At 32.4% G+C, this 16,772-nt stretch carries 17 protein-coding genes, 2 tRNA genes and 1 riboswitch; of the genes, 3 read left to right on the forward strand and 16 right to left on the reverse strand.

The features are described 5' to 3' along the window. Nucleotides 1-201: 201 nt before the first annotated feature. The 9 genes from tig to ACFVRR_RS12840 all read right to left on the reverse strand — a co-directional run bounded on the left by tig (nt 202) and on the right by ACFVRR_RS12840 (nt 7,360). Nucleotides 202-1,482, reverse strand: a complete 1,281-nt coding sequence (gene tig / locus ACFVRR_RS12800; protein WP_097978407.1) for a trigger factor — start codon at nt 1,480-1,482, stop codon at nt 202-204. A gap of 501 nt (nt 1,483-1,983) precedes the next feature. Further along, nucleotides 1,984-2,967, reverse strand: coding sequence for a hypothetical protein (locus ACFVRR_RS12805; protein ID WP_387328918.1), 984 nt, complete (start codon nt 2,965-2,967; stop codon nt 1,984-1,986). Nucleotides 2,968-3,083: 116 nt separating this feature from the next. After that, nucleotides 3,084-3,641 carry a DUF4240 domain-containing protein gene (locus tag ACFVRR_RS12810; RefSeq protein WP_387328920.1) on the reverse strand — a complete coding sequence of 186 codons (558 nt, stop codon included), beginning with the start codon at nt 3,639-3,641 and terminating at the stop codon, nt 3,084-3,086. Nucleotides 3,642-3,854: 213 nt separating this feature from the next. Continuing rightward, a tRNA-Arg gene (locus ACFVRR_RS12815) sits at nt 3,855-3,928 on the reverse strand. Nucleotides 3,929-3,931: 3 nt separating this feature from the next. After that, a tRNA-Gly gene (locus ACFVRR_RS12820) sits at nt 3,932-4,005 on the reverse strand. 236 nt (nt 4,006-4,241) lie between these two features. Next, nucleotides 4,242-4,745 carry a metallophosphoesterase family protein gene (locus tag ACFVRR_RS12825; RefSeq protein WP_387328923.1) on the reverse strand — a complete coding sequence of 168 codons (504 nt, stop codon included), beginning with the start codon at nt 4,743-4,745 and terminating at the stop codon, nt 4,242-4,244. Further along, complete coding sequence (locus ACFVRR_RS12830) at nt 4,745-5,365, reverse strand: XTP/dITP diphosphatase (protein WP_387328925.1); 621 nt, start codon at nt 5,363-5,365, stop codon at nt 4,745-4,747. The genes ACFVRR_RS12825 and ACFVRR_RS12830 overlap by 1 nt, the downstream gene beginning before the upstream one ends. Nucleotides 5,366-5,389: 24 nt before the next feature. Continuing rightward, on the reverse strand, nt 5,390-6,130 hold the full coding sequence (gene rph / locus ACFVRR_RS12835; protein ID WP_387328927.1) for a ribonuclease PH: 741 nt from the start codon (nt 6,128-6,130) through the stop codon (nt 5,390-5,392). Nucleotides 6,131-6,316: 186 nt separating this feature from the next. Next, nucleotides 6,317-7,360 (reverse strand): GerMN domain-containing protein, encoded by a 1,044-nt coding sequence (locus ACFVRR_RS12840; RefSeq protein ID WP_387328929.1) that lies wholly within the window; start codon nt 7,358-7,360, stop codon nt 6,317-6,319. Between the two features lie 200 nt (nt 7,361-7,560). Between ACFVRR_RS12840 and ACFVRR_RS12845 the strand changes: the two genes are divergently transcribed. Next, the gene (locus ACFVRR_RS12845) at nt 7,561-7,785 is read left to right on the forward strand and encodes a helix-turn-helix domain-containing protein (protein ID WP_056472461.1); all 225 of its coding nucleotides are present in this window, start codon (nt 7,561-7,563) and stop codon (nt 7,783-7,785) included. Between the two features lie 849 nt (nt 7,786-8,634). Here the strand turns inward: ACFVRR_RS12845 and ACFVRR_RS12850 are convergent. From ACFVRR_RS12850 to ACFVRR_RS12870, 5 genes are read right to left on the reverse strand one after another with little or no spacing between them, the layout of a single operon-like run. Beyond that, nucleotides 8,635-9,402, reverse strand: a complete 768-nt coding sequence (locus ACFVRR_RS12850) for a TatD family hydrolase (RefSeq protein ID WP_387328933.1) — start codon at nt 9,400-9,402, stop codon at nt 8,635-8,637. A gap of 4 nt (nt 9,403-9,406) precedes the next feature. Then, nucleotides 9,407-10,138 (reverse strand): ABC transporter ATP-binding protein, encoded by a 732-nt coding sequence (locus tag ACFVRR_RS12855; RefSeq protein ID WP_387328936.1) that lies wholly within the window; start codon nt 10,136-10,138, stop codon nt 9,407-9,409. Then, nucleotides 10,135-10,902: an ABC transporter permease gene (locus ACFVRR_RS12860; protein ID WP_098566247.1), complete on the reverse strand. Its 768-nt coding sequence runs from the start codon at nt 10,900-10,902 to the stop codon at nt 10,135-10,137. Before ACFVRR_RS12860 ends, ACFVRR_RS12855 begins: the two co-directional genes overlap by 4 nt. After that, nucleotides 10,902-11,192 (reverse strand): thiamine-binding protein, encoded by a 291-nt coding sequence (locus ACFVRR_RS12865; RefSeq protein WP_069035213.1) that lies wholly within the window; start codon nt 11,190-11,192, stop codon nt 10,902-10,904. The genes ACFVRR_RS12860 and ACFVRR_RS12865 overlap by 1 nt, the downstream gene beginning before the upstream one ends. Before the next feature lie 12 nt (nt 11,193-11,204). Then, nucleotides 11,205-12,197, reverse strand: a complete 993-nt coding sequence (locus ACFVRR_RS12870; protein WP_387328941.1) for an ABC transporter substrate-binding protein — start codon at nt 12,195-12,197, stop codon at nt 11,205-11,207. 88 nt (nt 12,198-12,285) lie between these two features. Continuing rightward, a riboswitch (TPP riboswitch) is annotated at nt 12,286-12,395 on the reverse strand. Nucleotides 12,396-12,627: 232 nt separating this feature from the next. Between ACFVRR_RS12870 and racE the strand changes: the two genes are divergently transcribed. Next, entirely contained in the window at nt 12,628-13,419 is a 792-nt protein-coding gene (gene racE, locus ACFVRR_RS12875; protein ID WP_387328944.1) for a glutamate racemase, read from the forward strand. 97 nt (nt 13,420-13,516) lie between these two features. Here racE and ACFVRR_RS12880 read toward each other — a convergent pair whose 3' ends face one another. Further along, nucleotides 13,517-13,960, reverse strand: coding sequence for an RrF2 family transcriptional regulator (locus ACFVRR_RS12880; protein WP_097978395.1), 444 nt, complete (start codon nt 13,958-13,960; stop codon nt 13,517-13,519). Between the two features lie 186 nt (nt 13,961-14,146). Between ACFVRR_RS12880 and hmpA the strand changes: the two genes are divergently transcribed. Further along, complete coding sequence (gene hmpA, locus ACFVRR_RS12885) at nt 14,147-15,391, forward strand: NO-inducible flavohemoprotein (protein WP_387328947.1); 1,245 nt, start codon at nt 14,147-14,149, stop codon at nt 15,389-15,391. An 861-nt stretch (nt 15,392-16,252) separates the two neighbouring features. Here hmpA and ACFVRR_RS12890 read toward each other — a convergent pair. Continuing rightward, a complete protein-coding gene (locus ACFVRR_RS12890) occupies nt 16,253-16,759 on the reverse strand; it encodes a GNAT family N-acetyltransferase (protein ID WP_387328950.1) in 507 nt (168 codons plus the stop codon). Between the last annotated feature and the right edge of the window lie 13 nt (nt 16,760-16,772).

The following is a 16,772-nucleotide window of genomic DNA, read 5'->3' on the forward strand; positions in this document are numbered from 1 at the left end:
ATCTAAAGCCAATAATCCTTCTTTTGAAGAATTATTTTTAGTATAGCCACAATTATTTTTTAAAATCTGTATAACAGATTCTAACATATGTATATGTATATTTTAAAGGAAACAGTTCACTTTACCAAATATTTCTTTATTTAAAAACAAGGCACGAAAAATCTCGCGCCTTGTTTAAGTCAATATATGTTTATTTAACGCTTATTTTTTTCTGCTATCTACTAATAATTCAACAGCTTTACGGATTTGAATATCATCACGTACAGCGTCAGTTCCACCTAGCATAGTTACTAATTGCTCAGAAGGAACATTGTACATTTCAGATAAACGAGCTAATTCTTCGTTCATTTCTTCTTCAGTTGCATCGATTTTTTCAGCTTCGATGATCGCATCGATTGTTAAGTCGATTCTTACACGAGCTTCAGCATCTTGACGCATTTGAGCACGAAGATCTTCTTCTTTAGTACCAGTGAATTGGTAGTAAAGCTCTAAGTTTAATCCTTGTTGTGCAATACGTTGTTCAAAGTCTTTAACCATACGGTCAACTTGGCTTTCGAACATTACGTCTGGGATTTCGATTTCAGCATTTTCAGCTGCTTTTTGAACTAAAGCATCACGTAAGCTACCTTCAGCTTGAGATTTTTTAGATTCAACTAAGTCATTTTTAATTTTAGCTTTAAGATCTTCTAAAGTTTCTACTTCGTCATTTACGTCTTTAGCAAACTCGTCGTTTAACTCAGGAAGTTCTTTCGCTTTGATTTCATGAACAGTTACTTTGAAAGTAGCAGATTTTCCTGCTAATTCAGCACTGTGGTATTCTTCTGGGAATGTTACATTAACATCAGTTTCTACACCAGATTTAGCGCCGATTAAAGCTTCTTCAAATCCAGGAATGAAAGAACCTGAACCGATTTCTAGTGGATAGTTTTCACCTTTTCCACCTTCGAAAGCTACGCCATCAACGAAACCTTCGAAATCAATTACAGCTGTATTACCGTTTTCAACAGTACCATCTTCTTTAACTACTAACTCAGCTTGACGCTCTTGTAATGTAGTTAATTCAGCTTGTACGTCTTCGTCAGTTACAGTAGCATCCATTTCTTCAACTTCTAAGCCTTTGTATTCGCCTAATTTCACTTCAGGTTTTACAGTAACTTTTGCTTTGAAGATTAAAGTTTTACCTTTTTCCATTTGCTCAACGTCAACTTCTGGACGATCAACTGGCTCAATACCAACCTCTACAACAGCTTTGCTGTAAGCTTCTGGTAAAATTACATCTAAAGCATCATTGTAAAGTGCTTCAATACCAAATTTTTGTTCGAAAATTGGGCGAGGTAATTTACCTTTACGGAATCCCGGTACATTGATAGTTTTAACAACTTTTTTGAAAGCTGCATCTAAACCTTTATCTACTTCAGAAGCTTCAACTTCTACAGTTAATAGACCAACGTTAGCTTCTAATTTTTCCCATTTAGCAGTCATTGTTAGTTCCCTCCAAAATTATCTAAAAAAATATATGTGTTTACGTATTTTCGTACTATACATGCCTGTCCATTTTTAATAAAGAAAATGCATGTATAATTAAGTAAATAGTCGTTACAACCATTCTATTATAACACATTCCTTTTTTGTTTCAATATTTCCTATTTTTATATGGAGAAAATATTAGGGTTTTTTAATTTTGAATTTTAAATCAGTTTAGTACCTTTAAAAAATAAAACGATGACTTCCATTCCTTATTGCTCGCTTTCCGTAAGGCGTGACCTAAGTCCCTCTTCGAATTCGCTTAAAAATAAAACTCGGTTTGATCTCCGCTTCCATCACTTTAAAATACCTTTTTTTACATAAAAAAACATAGAAGCCCAAATGGAACATCTATGTTTTTTCCAACTATTTCATTTTAAATTAAAATATAGTGTAAAGAAAAGTTCTACAAACTTGATTGTCAGACTGATTGCAAGCGCTTATCAACAGTCTGACATTTCATTTCAAATTAAAGTATCCTTCATCTTCAAACCGTTTTACTAAAGCAATTGCACTTTTTACTGGAAAATATTCTACATTAAATAAGTCTTTTAGTTCCTCTTCATCTACACTACGATCAAAAAATTGTTGGACGATGCAATAAAAACAGGCAGCCCATGTATTTATATCCGCTGGCATTGGGATAAAAGGAAAGTAAATTGTTATAAAGTGTTGGAAGTGTGTTTTTGCGATTTCGAAAGCAGAAGGGTCTTCACTTTCTAATACGTCACTTAATTTTTTTAATATAGCATCTACAAAGATCTTATGTTCATCGACTGAAACCGATGTATTCCAAATCATCCTTTGGTTTACTTTGTTAAGTTCAAAATCTTTATCGATTGATTGTTCTTGTAAAATAAACAAAATAAAACTTTGAATTAATGGATTTGCTTTGGTGCTTTTTAATATTTCGCTTATTTGATCGATAACAAGATTACAATCTAAATTTCTTAATTCATTAATTAATTCAAGTTGCTTATCAATCGGCTCAGAATTTTCAACGATTTTATGTAAATTAAGAACTTCACCCTTAATGCCTTCACGATCTGAAATTACTTTCTTTGATAATGAGAGCATCGCTTGAAACTTATCCATCTGATTTTCATCAATCCGTTTTTGAGTGAGTAATTTTTTTATATTTTTTTGTAATTCTTCATATTCTTTTAATTGAAATAAAATGCTTATGTACACTTCAATTGCTTCATCACTCTCAAAAGGCCCGAAAACTAAATCCTCACATCTTTCCATAGCTTCTTTAGCCTGATTTCCTTCTAAAAGACACGCGACTGCAGCAAGCTCTGTTTGTGAATTATGCTCATTCATTTCTTTTAATTGATTACATAACATTAAAGCTTTACTAAAATTTTTTTCTTCTAATGCTTTTTTGCCTAAATTTATTATCCGATCCTTCAGTTTAGGAAAAAAGACAATATTGTCTTCCATGTTACTCTCCCCTAACATTTGTTATTTCCTGCACAAACTAGTTATGAAAAAGTGTATCATGAATTAAAATTATTTAAAATATTAAAGATACGTGTATGAATGAATCTGTTTTAGCTTTAGTACCCTAACGGTTTATTGCCAAATCTTTTCCATAGCTTTGGGAACTTAGCTTTTAGTTCGTCTTTTGATTTCCAATCGATTGATAATTGTTGTTCAGGATAATCATAGCCTTTACTCTCAATTAATGAATTGAACTCATTCCACAATTGATCATCCCAATCATCATCGCCTTTACGCTTGATTGTATACGCTTGTAAAGCTAGATCTAACATATCTTCCAATTCTGGCGTAAGTCCTTCTTCTTCATAAACTGGAAAGATGTATTCAGCTAAATAATCTGGGTCATTTAACGTTTTCTTGTAAACTTGTTCTCCTTGTCCAATTAACCAAGCTCTAAAATGTACAAATGAATCCTCAGAACAGCCATCCATGATGATCCATGCAGCTCCTAAAAGATTTGTAGTATACGCTTTGGAAAAATAAGTTTCAAAATGAATTTCAAAACTAGCTATCTCTTCCTCTGTTTGTTTAGCTAAATGATTTATTACCCATTCATACGGTTCTTCAACAATATGCATTTTGGATATTAAGCTCCAAAATCCATTTTCATTCATTTATATCACTCCACTCTTTTTATTTATACTAAAATAACATAACTAGTATAAATTTAATGATGACCTAAGACTTCTATTAATTAATAAGAACCCATCCTAATTTATATAGTAAACGTAAATCATCATATTATTTCAAAAGTTCCTTAATTAAAAGTAATTAAAATACAAAAAAAGACACTTATTTTACATTTCGTAAAACAAGTGTCTTTTGGACGTCCTGAGAGGGATTCGAACCCCCGACCGACGGCTTAGAAGGCCGTTGCTCTATCCTGCTGAGCTACCAGGACATATGGAGCGGGTGATGGGAATCGAACCCACGACCGAAGCTTGGAAGGCTTCTATTTTACCATTAAACTACACCCGCATATTTGTTATTTATTTTTAGTTTCTTTGTGACATCACCCTGTCGACATAATTTAGTATAGTCGTTATGGAAATTAAAGTCAACACTTTTTTAAAACTTTTTTCCAAAATAAAGGAAAAAATTTTAAAGTTGTATAATTACCTTAGTTTATTAAGGTTTTCCGGCTTTTAGTACACCGAATTTTTTTGTTTTTGATAAGGTTAGTAGCGTATAAGCTACTAACCCCCATTAATTCATTATAATTTAAATGAAGTAGAAGTAAGCACTGTTCCATCTGTATTATAAAAAGTAACACTTGCTTTCTTATCAACTGTTTCAAGAATGGCATATGTCTTTTCTTTTCGCATTCTCGGTAATAAAATGCTGCCAGGGTTAATAAAAAGCACACCATCAATTACTTCGGCTCCTAATACATGTGAGTGACCGAAGCAAGTAATTGTTGCTCCAACTTCTTTACAACGATAATACAGCTTTTGTAATGACTGTTTTATTCCATGTAAATGACCATGTGTTGCATAGATTGTATATTCATTCCCACGGTGAATAAATTCTTCAGGGAATTCTCCTCTGAAATCACAATTCCCTCTTACAACATTATAATCCTTTAGTTCCTTAGCATTTACTTCTAATTCCGAATCTCCACAGTGTATCATTAAATCTACACTGTCTCGATATCGTTCGGCAATTTCTTGCAATGGTTTTGTCAATCCGTGGCTATCACTTACAATTAGTACTTTCATTAATTTGATCCTCTAAATAAAAAATCTTTATCTTCTTTATTTATAACATTCATTAATGATTTAATTGCATTTGCGCGATGACTTAAGCCACCTTTTTCATTTGTTGTTAATTCAGCCATCGTTTTATCTAATTCTGGCAAAAAGAATATTGGATCGTAGCCAAAACCATTTGTTCCTCTTTTTTCATTGGCAATATATCCTTCAACTGTACCATGAACAGTGATTGTTTCTTTACCTGTAACCGCTAAAGCTAAAGCACAATAAAATCGCGCAGTTCTTTTTCCAGGAAAAACACCTTCTAGTTCACTTAATACTTTTTGTAAATTATCTTCGTCACTTTTATGTAATCCAGCATATCTGGCAGAATAAACGCCTGGTCTACCTTCAAGTGCATCCACTATTAAACCGGAGTCATCTGCAATGACTGGCGTATTTAACTCACTCGCTAAATACTCAGCTTTTAAAACCGCATTTTCTTCAAATGTAGTTCCTGTTTCTTCAATTTCTTGAATTTCAGGAAAGTCTTTTAAAGACTTAACTTGAAATCCCATCGGGTTAAAAAGTGCTTCAAAATCCTTCACTTTGCCTTTATTATTTGTCGCAATAATGATTGTTTCCATCCCTAAAGCCTCTCCTCGAAATGATTATTGAAATTTAATACCTTCTTGTAATAACACTTCTTTTTGTTTTTCAATTAGAGATTTAATGCCTAATTCACCCAAAGATAGTAACTCATTTAATTCTTCTCTTGAAAATGTTGCTTCTTCACCAGTACCTTGCAGTTCAACAAACTGTCCTTTTCCAGTCATAATAATATTCATATCAACACTTGCAGCTGAATCTTCTACATAATATAAATCTAGTACTGGTCCAAAGTCATCTAAAATACCAACTGAAGTTGCTGCTAAATAATCTTTTACAGGATACGATTTCAATTTATCCATTTTAATTAATTTATCAAAAGCAAGCATCATTGCAACAAATGCACCAGTAATTGAAGTAGTTCGTGTTCCTCCATCTGCTTGAATTACATCACAATCGATCCAAATTGTCTTTTCACCAAGTGCCTCTAAATCAACTACTGCTCTTAACGCTCTTCCTATTAATCGTTGTATTTCCATTGTTCGACCAGTAACTTTACCTTTAGATGATTCACGTATTGTACGCTCTTGAGTAGCTCTAGGTAACATTGAATATTCAGCTGAAATCCAACCTTTTCCACTGTTTCTCAAAAATGGTGGTACACGGTCTTCAACTGTTGCATTACAAATTACCTTCGTATCACCAATACTGATCAGCACTGAACCTTCTGCATGCTTTGTATAGTGAGTAATAATCTCGATTGGTCTAAGTTCATTATTTAATCTTCCATCTGTTCTTGTCATGATTGTTCCTCCTACAAAATCTTCCAAATACTAGTATAGACAAAAATGTGATTTCATTTCTACTTATTAAGTTTAATTTACAGATAAAATTAAAAACCTTGTACAAAAATCATCACAATTTTTGTACAAGGTTAGTATTAAAACCATTTTATTAAAAGGCAATTATTATCTTTTCCTAACACCGATTTACAATTTTTTCGTATTTACATCTTTAGGTCTTGAAACAGGTTGGCTTAAAGGCTTGCCGTGTTGGTCTAGCGCAGTTAATTTCCCATTGATTTGAATTTCAATGGACTTAACACCTTTTTGCTCAGTTAATGAAAGTACAAGTGGTTGTAATACATCATTATTGATCATGTTTTTTGCAATATTTCCATAGATACCATCGTTAAAATTAAGTACTAGCTTACCGCCTTTGAAAACAGGTTGACTAACTAGTTTCGTATCAGTTCCAAAATCGGATACTAAATTTGAATATTCAGATGGACCTTTTACTAGTTCATTTACGATTGCTGAATATGAATCTTTCTCTGCATTTGAAATCCTAGTCGTTACAGGTACATAATAAGTGTCTCCCATTTCCCCTTGAGAAACATAATATAGCGTAACAGGTCTGGAGTTCATAATATCTACAATGTCACCTTTATCAAAGTTAATTCCATCATCTCTTGTTAACCCATCACCAATTTGAGCTTTATTTACTGGCATCGATGCAAGCTCTTTTCCGTTTACTCGAATTTTTACCTTTGTCACATTATCAAATTGAGTTAACGTCCATGTAACAGCTTGAAACACTTTTAATTCATCTTCAGCACGGTATTGCTTAAATTCTGGTGAAAAATCAGCAATAATCGTACCATCCTTTTGAGTTTGAACACCTAAAACTTCAGTATTCGGAGGTAAAACTGCTTGGAAACCATTCGGTAAATCATCTGTAACAGGACCATCTTTTACTAAGTACTCTAACGCTTGTTTAGCCAAACTAGTAGACTTAGGTAGTTGGAATGTTTGCGGTACAACATACCCGTTACGGTCAATTAAATATAATTCCCTTTTTACCGTTTCCTCTTTCTTTGCTACTTCTTTTGAAGGTTGATCACTTTTATAAACTACCGTTTTAGGTGGATCAATGTCAGTTGAAGATTTCGTTGGAAGTAAACTACATCCACTCATTGTTGCAATTCCACATACTGCTGCCGCTGTTACTAACAATCTTTTTTTCATCACCATACTCCCCCCACGCTTTTTTACTAATTATACGAGCCTGTACATTTTTTAGAACAAGCTAAATAGAAAAAAATAAATAATTTAAATCTAGCTCTAAATTTACTGGAAATATTCACCTAAAAGACCTATCGTTCATATGATAAAAAGACTAAATGAATACCCATCCGAAGAACAGCACGGTCAAGCAAGGAGGGTTAGCACAGTTGAAGGATAGAGACTATCAAACAAAGCACACACTTACAAAGCGTGAAAAAGAAGTATTCGAGCTTCTTGTTCAAGATAAGACTACAAGAGAAATTGCTGAAGAACTTTTTATAAGTGAAAAAACTGTGAGAAATCATATTTCAAATGCAATGCAAAAGCTTGGGGTTAAGGGGCGATCACAAGCAGTTATTGAGCTTCTTCGTATGGGGGAGCTTGAACTGTAGTTATTTTGTAGAAACAATTCTACAAACCAACATACTGCCGGCATTCTAATGACATGCCGGTTTTGGTATTTACATTAAAGCTTAAGTTTTTCATTTCTCTATTTTCTTGCTTGTAAAGAATCTGATTATCTAAATTGAAAGTTATACTTTATATCCTACTTATAGTAGATAAAAGGCCTATCTGTAAATTAGGATAGATGCTCTGCTATAGGGGGATTTTATTTTAGCTCTTATAACCTATCTAAAATTAAAATAAAAAAATCGTTTCCTGTCGGAAAACGATTTTCTTCAGAGTGTTGAAATATAAAATGGTCAATAGGGAAACGGACATTAAATGAACATTTATTAATGATGAAATTATCATTTTTTGGATGCTATTAATGGTTTTAAATGTTAATATGTTTGAGCAATTTCATGATTCCAATAACACAAATAATGTTTTTTTGATTTTTTTCAGGAGTTAAAAATATTATGAGTTAATCTTTAGAAAAACAAATTCAATTGATTAGTTTAAAATGTTCGATATTTATTGACATCCAAGCTTTTACTATTAACATTTAGGTTACTCTAGTAAAGGCTATTTGTTTAGGATTTATTGAAGACTCTTTTTGATGAATAAGTTGATTGGAACGGAGGGATGCTCGACTCCTATGGGATAAGCGGGAAGGCTGAGACCCCGCAGACTTGCCGAGGAGGCGAAAGAATCTCGCCCCATGGAAAGCGAGCATCCTGTAGTGGAAATCAACATCACTTTACGCCTTTTACGAAAATTTGGTAATTTAATTGACAAAGTTGTTTTTCAACAGCGTGAAAAAAAATCGTTTCCTGTCGGAAAACGATTTTCTTATTTTATATACTATAAAACCTCTTAGTATTTTCATATAAAGTTTTATATGCACTTGATAGATCTATGTCTTTTAACTCAGCTATCTTTGCAACTGATTGATGCATAAATTTTGGATGTGTCCACTCATTTTCAAAAGGCCCTTCAAATGGCCAAGGACCATCTGTTTCTATCATCATTAATTCTAAAGGATACTTTTTTACTAAGTCTTGAATCTCATTTTCATATAATACATCTGGTGTAATCGAGATAAAATACTCATTTTTCATCATCCGATTTATTGTAACCTCGTCCCCTTTAAACCAATGAAAATGGGCTTTTTTAATAAAATATTTTTCTAATAGATTACATACGGTTTCGGCGTCCTCATACACTGCATGTAATATGATTGGTTTATTTAACTCTTTTGCAAGCGAGATAAATTTTCCTAGTAATTTAATATAAGGTACGTAATCAATCTGTTCTTCTAAATTCTTATAATATGGTAATCCAACTTCTCCGATTGCGACCATTTCATCCTGATGGTTCTTCATCCATTCAATTAATTTATCAACCTCTTCATCAGAAGGGATTTGTTGTTCAGGATGAAATCCGAATGCTGGATATACACTATTATTTTGATTTTTCAACTCTAAATTTTTCTTACTAGATTTTAAATCCATCGATACCGAAATGAGCGCTTCGATTTCGTGTCTTTGTATATTAGTTAATATTTCTTCTCTTTGACTAGTATCATAAGAATCTAAATGAATATGAGCATCTATCATTTTCATCGTATTACTCCTTCTCTAAAGCCAAATAGATTTTTCTTTTATATTCCGTAAATTCATCACTTAATAATATTTCTTTTTTACGTGGTCTTGAAAATGGCACTATGATTTCTTCTTTGATTTTGGCGGGTTTGTCAGAAAATATATATATTCGATCAGACATTAACAACGCTTCATCAATATTATGTGTTACTAATAAAATTGATCGTCGTTGCTCCTCCCAAATTGATAAAAGCCATTGTTGCATTTCAAGTCTAGTGAACTCATCTAAAGCTGAAAAAGGCTCATCCATACACATGAACGACTGCGGTGCTAGTAGAGACCTTAAAAATGAAACTCTTTGTTTCATACCACCAGATAATTCATGAGGGTAAGCATTCTCATAGTTTTCTAAGCCAGTTCTTTTAAGCCAGTCTCTTGCCAATTTTTCATCAGGCTTATGTTTTAATTCTTGTGACAAAACAATATTTTTTAATACTGTTCTCCAAGGTAGTAATGAATGATCCTGAGGCATAAAACTAACATGACCAAGTTCTCCATTTATTATCGACCCATTTAACTTTACTTCTCCAGAATCTGGTTTTACTAAACCTCCAATAAGATGGAACAACGTACTTTTCCCACTACCAGATGGACCTAGAATCGATACAAATTCACCCTCGTTTACATAAAGGGATATATTTTCTAATACTTGATGACCGCTATAACTCTTTGATAATTGTTCCACTTGTAGTGTCATTTCCGTTTCTCCCCTTTAACTTTCCATTTAACAGTAAAACGTTCAATTACAACTATTAGGAAGAAGAAAAGCATACTTAAAAACATAATGATAAAAATTGAAACAAATACTCGATCTGTTCTAAATGAAGATGAAGCTAAAGTCATATAGACTCCAATTCCAGATTTCGCTCCTAGCCATTCAGAGATAACTGCTCCCATAACACTATAAGTCGCTGAAATCTTTAAGCCAGAAAAAATGGAAGGTAGAGAAAAAGGCAATTCAACTTTCCAAAAAATTTGTGATTTGGATGCTCCCGCCATTTTCATATAATTTATTAGTTCACTTGGTGTTTGTCGGAAACCATCCAACGCTGAAACTGTAACAGGGAAAAAACAAACAAGAGAAATAATAATTAATTTAGGTAATACACCAAATCCAAACCAAATAATTAAAAGCGGTGCCAATACGATAATTGGTACATTTTGCGAAAGAATTAATAATGGGTAAAAAGCTTCCCTAACACCTGGAATTAAATGCAATAGAAATGCGATTAAAAATCCTAATAAACTACCAATTAACAAACCAATAATCGTTAATTGAATAGTAGAAGAAATATGAGGAAGTAGTGAATCAGTTGATTTCATTCCTTCTTTAAAGATTGCGATTGGTCCTGGTAATAACCAAGATTCGATTTTCCAAATTTTAATACTTAGCTGCCAGCAAATTAAAAAAAGCAGGATGACAACGATAGGTTGCCATCCTTTTATATTTTTAGATTTCATTAACGGTACTTCTCCGTTAACACATCCATCGTAATACCTTGTGGTTGATAAAGTATTTTCATTTGAGTTATTACATTGTGGCAACCTATTTCAATCATTCTTTCATTCATTTTTTGAACAACCATTAATAATTGATTCAAGTCGCCTTCCATAGTTGTTTCCAATGGTTGAACTTGATATTTTACACCTGATTCATCAATAATTTTAATTGCTTCATCAACTGCTGGAATAACATCCTCAATATTATTTGTTTTCGGTATAATTTGGACACTCATTAAAGTAGTTTGCATTTTTGCTCCTCCTTATTTCGCTGGTAAGAATTCATTCGTAAATGCTTCTTTTGGCTTAAAGTTTCCTTCTAATAATTTATTTTCAGCTAAGAAATCAGCATAGTTTTTCCAAACTGATAATTTTTGCTCACCCCAACGTTCTGCATCATCTTTATATTTAGATGCTAACCATTCTTGACTTTTTTCCACTAATTTTTTATCTAAATCCGGATTATCCTTTATTAAAATCGATGCAGCTTCTTTTGGGTTATCAATCGCAAAATTATATCCTTTTGATGCTGCAGCCACAAATGCTTTTACTATTTTAGGGTTTTTACTAATCATTTTTTCATTCGTAGCTAAAACTGGAGTATAGTAATCTAGCTTTTTACTATAATCAGTTAAATAAATCATGTTTAATTTTTCTCCACGTAGCTCTGCTTCAATCCCTGTCCATCCTTGATAAATCCACGCAAAATCGATATCTCTTTTTACCGCTGTAAAGAAATCAGCCTCTCCCATATTAACGATATTTAACTTATTAACATTAGCATTTTCTTCTGACATAAGTGATTTTAAAATAGCCTTTTCAACCGGTGAACCCCATCCACCATATGTTTTTCCAACGAAATCTTTTGGAGACTTAATTCCTTTTTTCACTGGTGATGCAAAGCCAGAAGTATTATGTTGAATAATTGCTGCAATTGATACAATCGGTACATTTTGAACTCTTGCTTGTGTAATTGACTCTTGATAAGAAACCCCAAAATCTGCTTTACCAGATGCAACTAATTGGTCTGCACCTGTTTCTCCTGGGCTGATTATATCTACATCAAGTCCTTGTTCCTTAAAGTAACCTTTTTCCTTAGCAACAAATAGCCCAGTATGATTTGTATTTGGCGTCCAGTCTAGTACGACTGTCACCTTTTTTAATTGCTTTGGCTTTTTAGTCGTAGCAGTTTTGTTTTGACCACACCCAGTTAACATTAAACAAATAGCTACTAAAAATACTACTAGTTTTTTCATTATCTATATCTCCTTTTTGTTTTTTGTTTATACAAAAAGAAAACGTCCGGATACTAACCCGGACGTAAATGCGCTGTAAAAAACATATCTAAAAAGAGATACTGTTCCCTACGCTGGCATCACCCAGATCAGGTTCTAAGAGTCAACATCTTAAGGATGCTATCTCAGCCAGCAACACTGGCTCCTCCACATTTTTTCTCATATATAAACTTTTCCTCATTAATATAACAGATAATGATTGAATTTACGAATTATTTTTAACTTGTGTTTAAATGTTTTAATACTCTGTTAATAGGAGAAATAAAACTATGAAATTTTAACATTTTTAAAAAGAGAATGATAAACAAAAATATCATTTCTTATAGTAAAATCTTAAATGAATAAAGAATATACTACATCAACAAATTATTAAGTAAAATGAGGGGATTTTTTGAATAAACCAATCGGAGTCATTGACTCAGGTGTTGGGGGCTTAACAGTTGCCAAACAAATTATAAGACAATTACCTAAAGAGGACATTTTATACTTAGGCGATACTGCAAGATGTCCATACGGATCACGACCATATACGGAAATCAGAGAATTCACTTGGGAAATGACTAATTTTCTATTGGAGAAAGATATAAAAATGTTAGTCATCGCCTGTAATACAGCAACTTCAGTCGTCTTAAATGAGATGCGGGAAAAACTTCAAATACCAGTCATTGGAGTTGTCCGCCCAGGTGCTAGAGCAGCAATAAAATTAACACAAAATGACCAAATCGGTGTCATTGGGACGAATGCTACTATTAATAGTAAAGCATATCATTCCGCACTAAAGCGGATTAATGACAAAGTTATAATTGAAGGCTTGGCATGCCCAGAGTTTGCTGGAATTGTTGAAAATGGGGACTACAATAAACCTGAAATATTTGAGATTGTTAAACACACTCTTGCACCGCTTATTGATTCAAATATTGATACCCTAATTCTAGGTTGCACGCATTATCCATTACTTGGTCCAATCATCCAAAAAGTGATGGGACCATCAATCCAACTGATCAGCTCTGGTGATGAAACAGCTTTAGAAGTAAGTGCAATTCTGGATCAACAAAATATATTATCTAACTCTGAAATTACTTCACATGAATTTTTTACAACTGGAGATCCAACCATTTTTAGTAAAATAGCTTCATCCTTATTCCAAGAACCGATGGAAAACGTAAAGTATATTAAACTATAAAGGTCAATAGACCACTTTAAATGAAAAAAACCAACAAAGTAAGCCTTTGTTGGTTTTTGTGTTTTTAAATTACGAACGCTCTTCTATTTCATAATATTTATTCTTTTGTATTACTTGAAAAATAATCTTTAAGCATCGCATTGTTCTTTACAATATCATCTAAAGTATATTGATCTAATACATGTAAAAATTGTTCTAATGCATTATTAAATATATGTTTTAAAGAACAAACAGGTGTAATAACACAAGTGTTACCGTGTTCAAAACATTCTACAATATTAAAGTCTTCTTCAGTTTTACGAATTATTTCACCGATATTTATTTCTGATGGTAATTTAGCTAAACGGATTCCACCGTTTCTGCCACGGATCGTTTCGATGTAACCCATCTTTCCTAAATTATAAATTATTTTCATTAAATGATTTTTTGAAATATCATAAGCTTCAGCGATGTCCTTAATATTAACTAATTTTTCACGTGGCTCAGAGCTTAGAAATATTAGTACACGAAGAGAGTAATCCGAATAAGTTGTTAAACGCATAACTTGTCCTCACTGTTTTATTTAAGATTAATCATAGCATAATTGTGAACTTTTTTTAAACTTTTATGCATTTTTGCGAAAAAATACATAAAAGATGTATTTTATATATTGCTTTAAATAAATTCTAGGTCTAAGATAAAGATGTATTCACAATACTACTTTAAAACGTGATTAGGGGGATTTTTCATGCTTTCTCAAAAAACAATTGATATTATTAAGTCAACAGTTCCAGTCTTAGAAGTAAAGGGTACAGAAATCACTAAAGTATTCTATAAAAATTTATTTACTAATCATCCTGAACTATTAAATGTATTTAATCATACAAATCAACAACAAGGTAGACAACAAACTGCTCTTGCAAATACTGTTTTAGCTGCTGCACAAAACATTGATAAACTAGCAACAATTATTCCTGTTGTAAAACAAATTGCGCAAAAACACCGCAGTCTTCAAGTTAAAGCAGAGCACTATCCAATCGTAGGGCAACATTTATTAAGGGCAATTAAAGAAGTACTTGGTGATGCTGCAACTGATGAAATACTAGGTGCTTGGGCGGAAGCATATGGAGTTATTGCACAAGTATTTATCGATATCGAAAAAGAAATGTATGAGGAAGCATCTTCTCAAGAAGGCGGTTGGTCTGAATTTAAAGAGTTTAAAATCATCGAAAAAGTTGAAGAAAGCGATGTAATTACTTCATTCTACTTAGTTCCTAAAGATGGTTCTTCAGTTCCTACTTTCTTAGCTGGTCAATATATTACTGTTCGTTCTCAAATTCCTGGTGAAAAATATTTATCAAACAGACAATATAGCTTATCTGATGCACCAGGTAAAAATCACTTTAGAATTTCAGTAAAAAGAGAAGCTGAAGAAAACCAACCACTAGGTAAATTCTCAAACTACCTGCACAATCAAGTAAATGTTGGTGATACATTAGAAATTACTGCTCCAGCAGGTGAATTTACTTTAAATACTGAAATTGATTCAGATGTTGTTTTCTTAAGTGGTGGTGTTGGAATTACACCATTAATCAGTATGGCTAAGTCAATTACAAGCAATCAACCAAATCGTCAAGTCAGCTTTATAAGCGCTTCAAGGAACGGTAGATTACAAGCATTTGAAAATGAACTAAACCAATTAAAAGAGCAATTAACAAATTACAATTTATCATTTGTTTATGAAAATCCATCTGAGGAAGATCTTCAAAATAATAACTTTAAAAAGCAAGGTTATATTGATGCAGAATGGTTAAATAACAATGTTAAATCAGACAATGCAGATTATTACGTATGTGGACCAGTACCATTTTTAAAAGCGATTATAACAAGCTTAAAAGAATTAGGAATTAAAGATACACAAATTCATTATGAATTCTTCGGACCATCAATGAATTTAGACACTGAACCTAAAAGCCCTGTACATCAAGGTTAATATTTAGAAAGGATGCTCAATTAAGAGCATCCTTCAGACTGTTGACAAACGCTCGCTTTCTTCGTTGCTTCGTCTGTCTGCGGTGCTCATTACCGTCAAAGGTAACTCCGCTCCTCACCTGCCTTCGCGCCTCGAAAGACAAGCGTTTTCAATCAGTCTGAAAATCAAATTTTAGAACTTTGTCTACACACAAAAAGGATGCTCAATTAAGAGTATCCTTTTTGTGTGTTGACATATAAAACGGTCAGTGAAAATAATTATTAAGTGAACATTATGGCTGATCATTTAATGATATTAAAAGTAGTTAATAAATTTGAGGAGTTTTATAAAATCAACAAGCACTAGTAATTGTTGATTTTCGAAAAGTTACATATATTAAAGAGCAATTTATAGAAAAACAAATTTATGTGATTAGTATATAAGTTAAAGTTCCGATCTTAATTGAACTACAAATTCATTACTAAGCTTTTATGTTACTCTAAGAAAAGGATATTAAATTAGATTTTTACCGTAAACTTTTTTAATGAATGATTTGATCATTTATTGACAAGATTGTTTTTACAACAACGCGAAAGAATGCCCAATTAAGTGTATCTTTTTTTATTTCCGCTCTAATAATACAGCTACTCTTTTTAAAACCGTCGGTATTGTAAAGCTACCAAAAATTGCGATTAGGTCACTTGAGTAGTATTTTTTTAGAGTGCCATATACTAAGCCACTTATCATAAGATCGTACAAAAAGAATCGACCAAAATCACGTTTAGTTATGACCATAAAGATGATAGATGCATTTCTTGTTGTAAGAATAAGCCCACCTTCTTCTAGAAAAATTAGTCATTCTAATCAATGCGAATCACAAATTTATTTTTTATCTAACATCCAATAATACTTTTCAATTTCTTCTTTTACTTTTATCATGCCAATTTTCTCTAAAACTCTAATAGAGGCATGATTATAAATGGAACAAATAGCAGATATTCTTGTAACATGATTTTGCTTTAATCCCCAATCACAAATAGCCCTAGCCATTTCAGTTGCATACCCTTTACCTTGGTAACTAGGTGCAATACTATAACCTATCTCCATAATCCCAGTTTCATCAGGACCACCTTTAAATCCCATGTCCCCAATAATTACTCGATCTTTTTTATGAATAATAATTCCTTCATATTTTTCTTCAGTAGGATGCGTTTGAAAACGAGAGATTTTATAAGGGAAAAGATTTTTATATACGAGAATTGGCCACCCTTGAGCGAAACTATAAAATTGATTTTCAAATTCTAACTCTTTATTTCCACTTAAAACAGAAAGCATCGCTTCTGCTGTAAAAGTCATTAATAGTAAATTTTTAGTTTCAGTGATTATCATTACCTGACTCCTG

The sequence above is a fragment of the Gottfriedia sp. NPDC057948 genome, assembly GCF_042887255.1.
Classification (GTDB): domain Bacteria; phylum Bacillota; class Bacilli; order Bacillales; family Bacillaceae_G; genus Gottfriedia.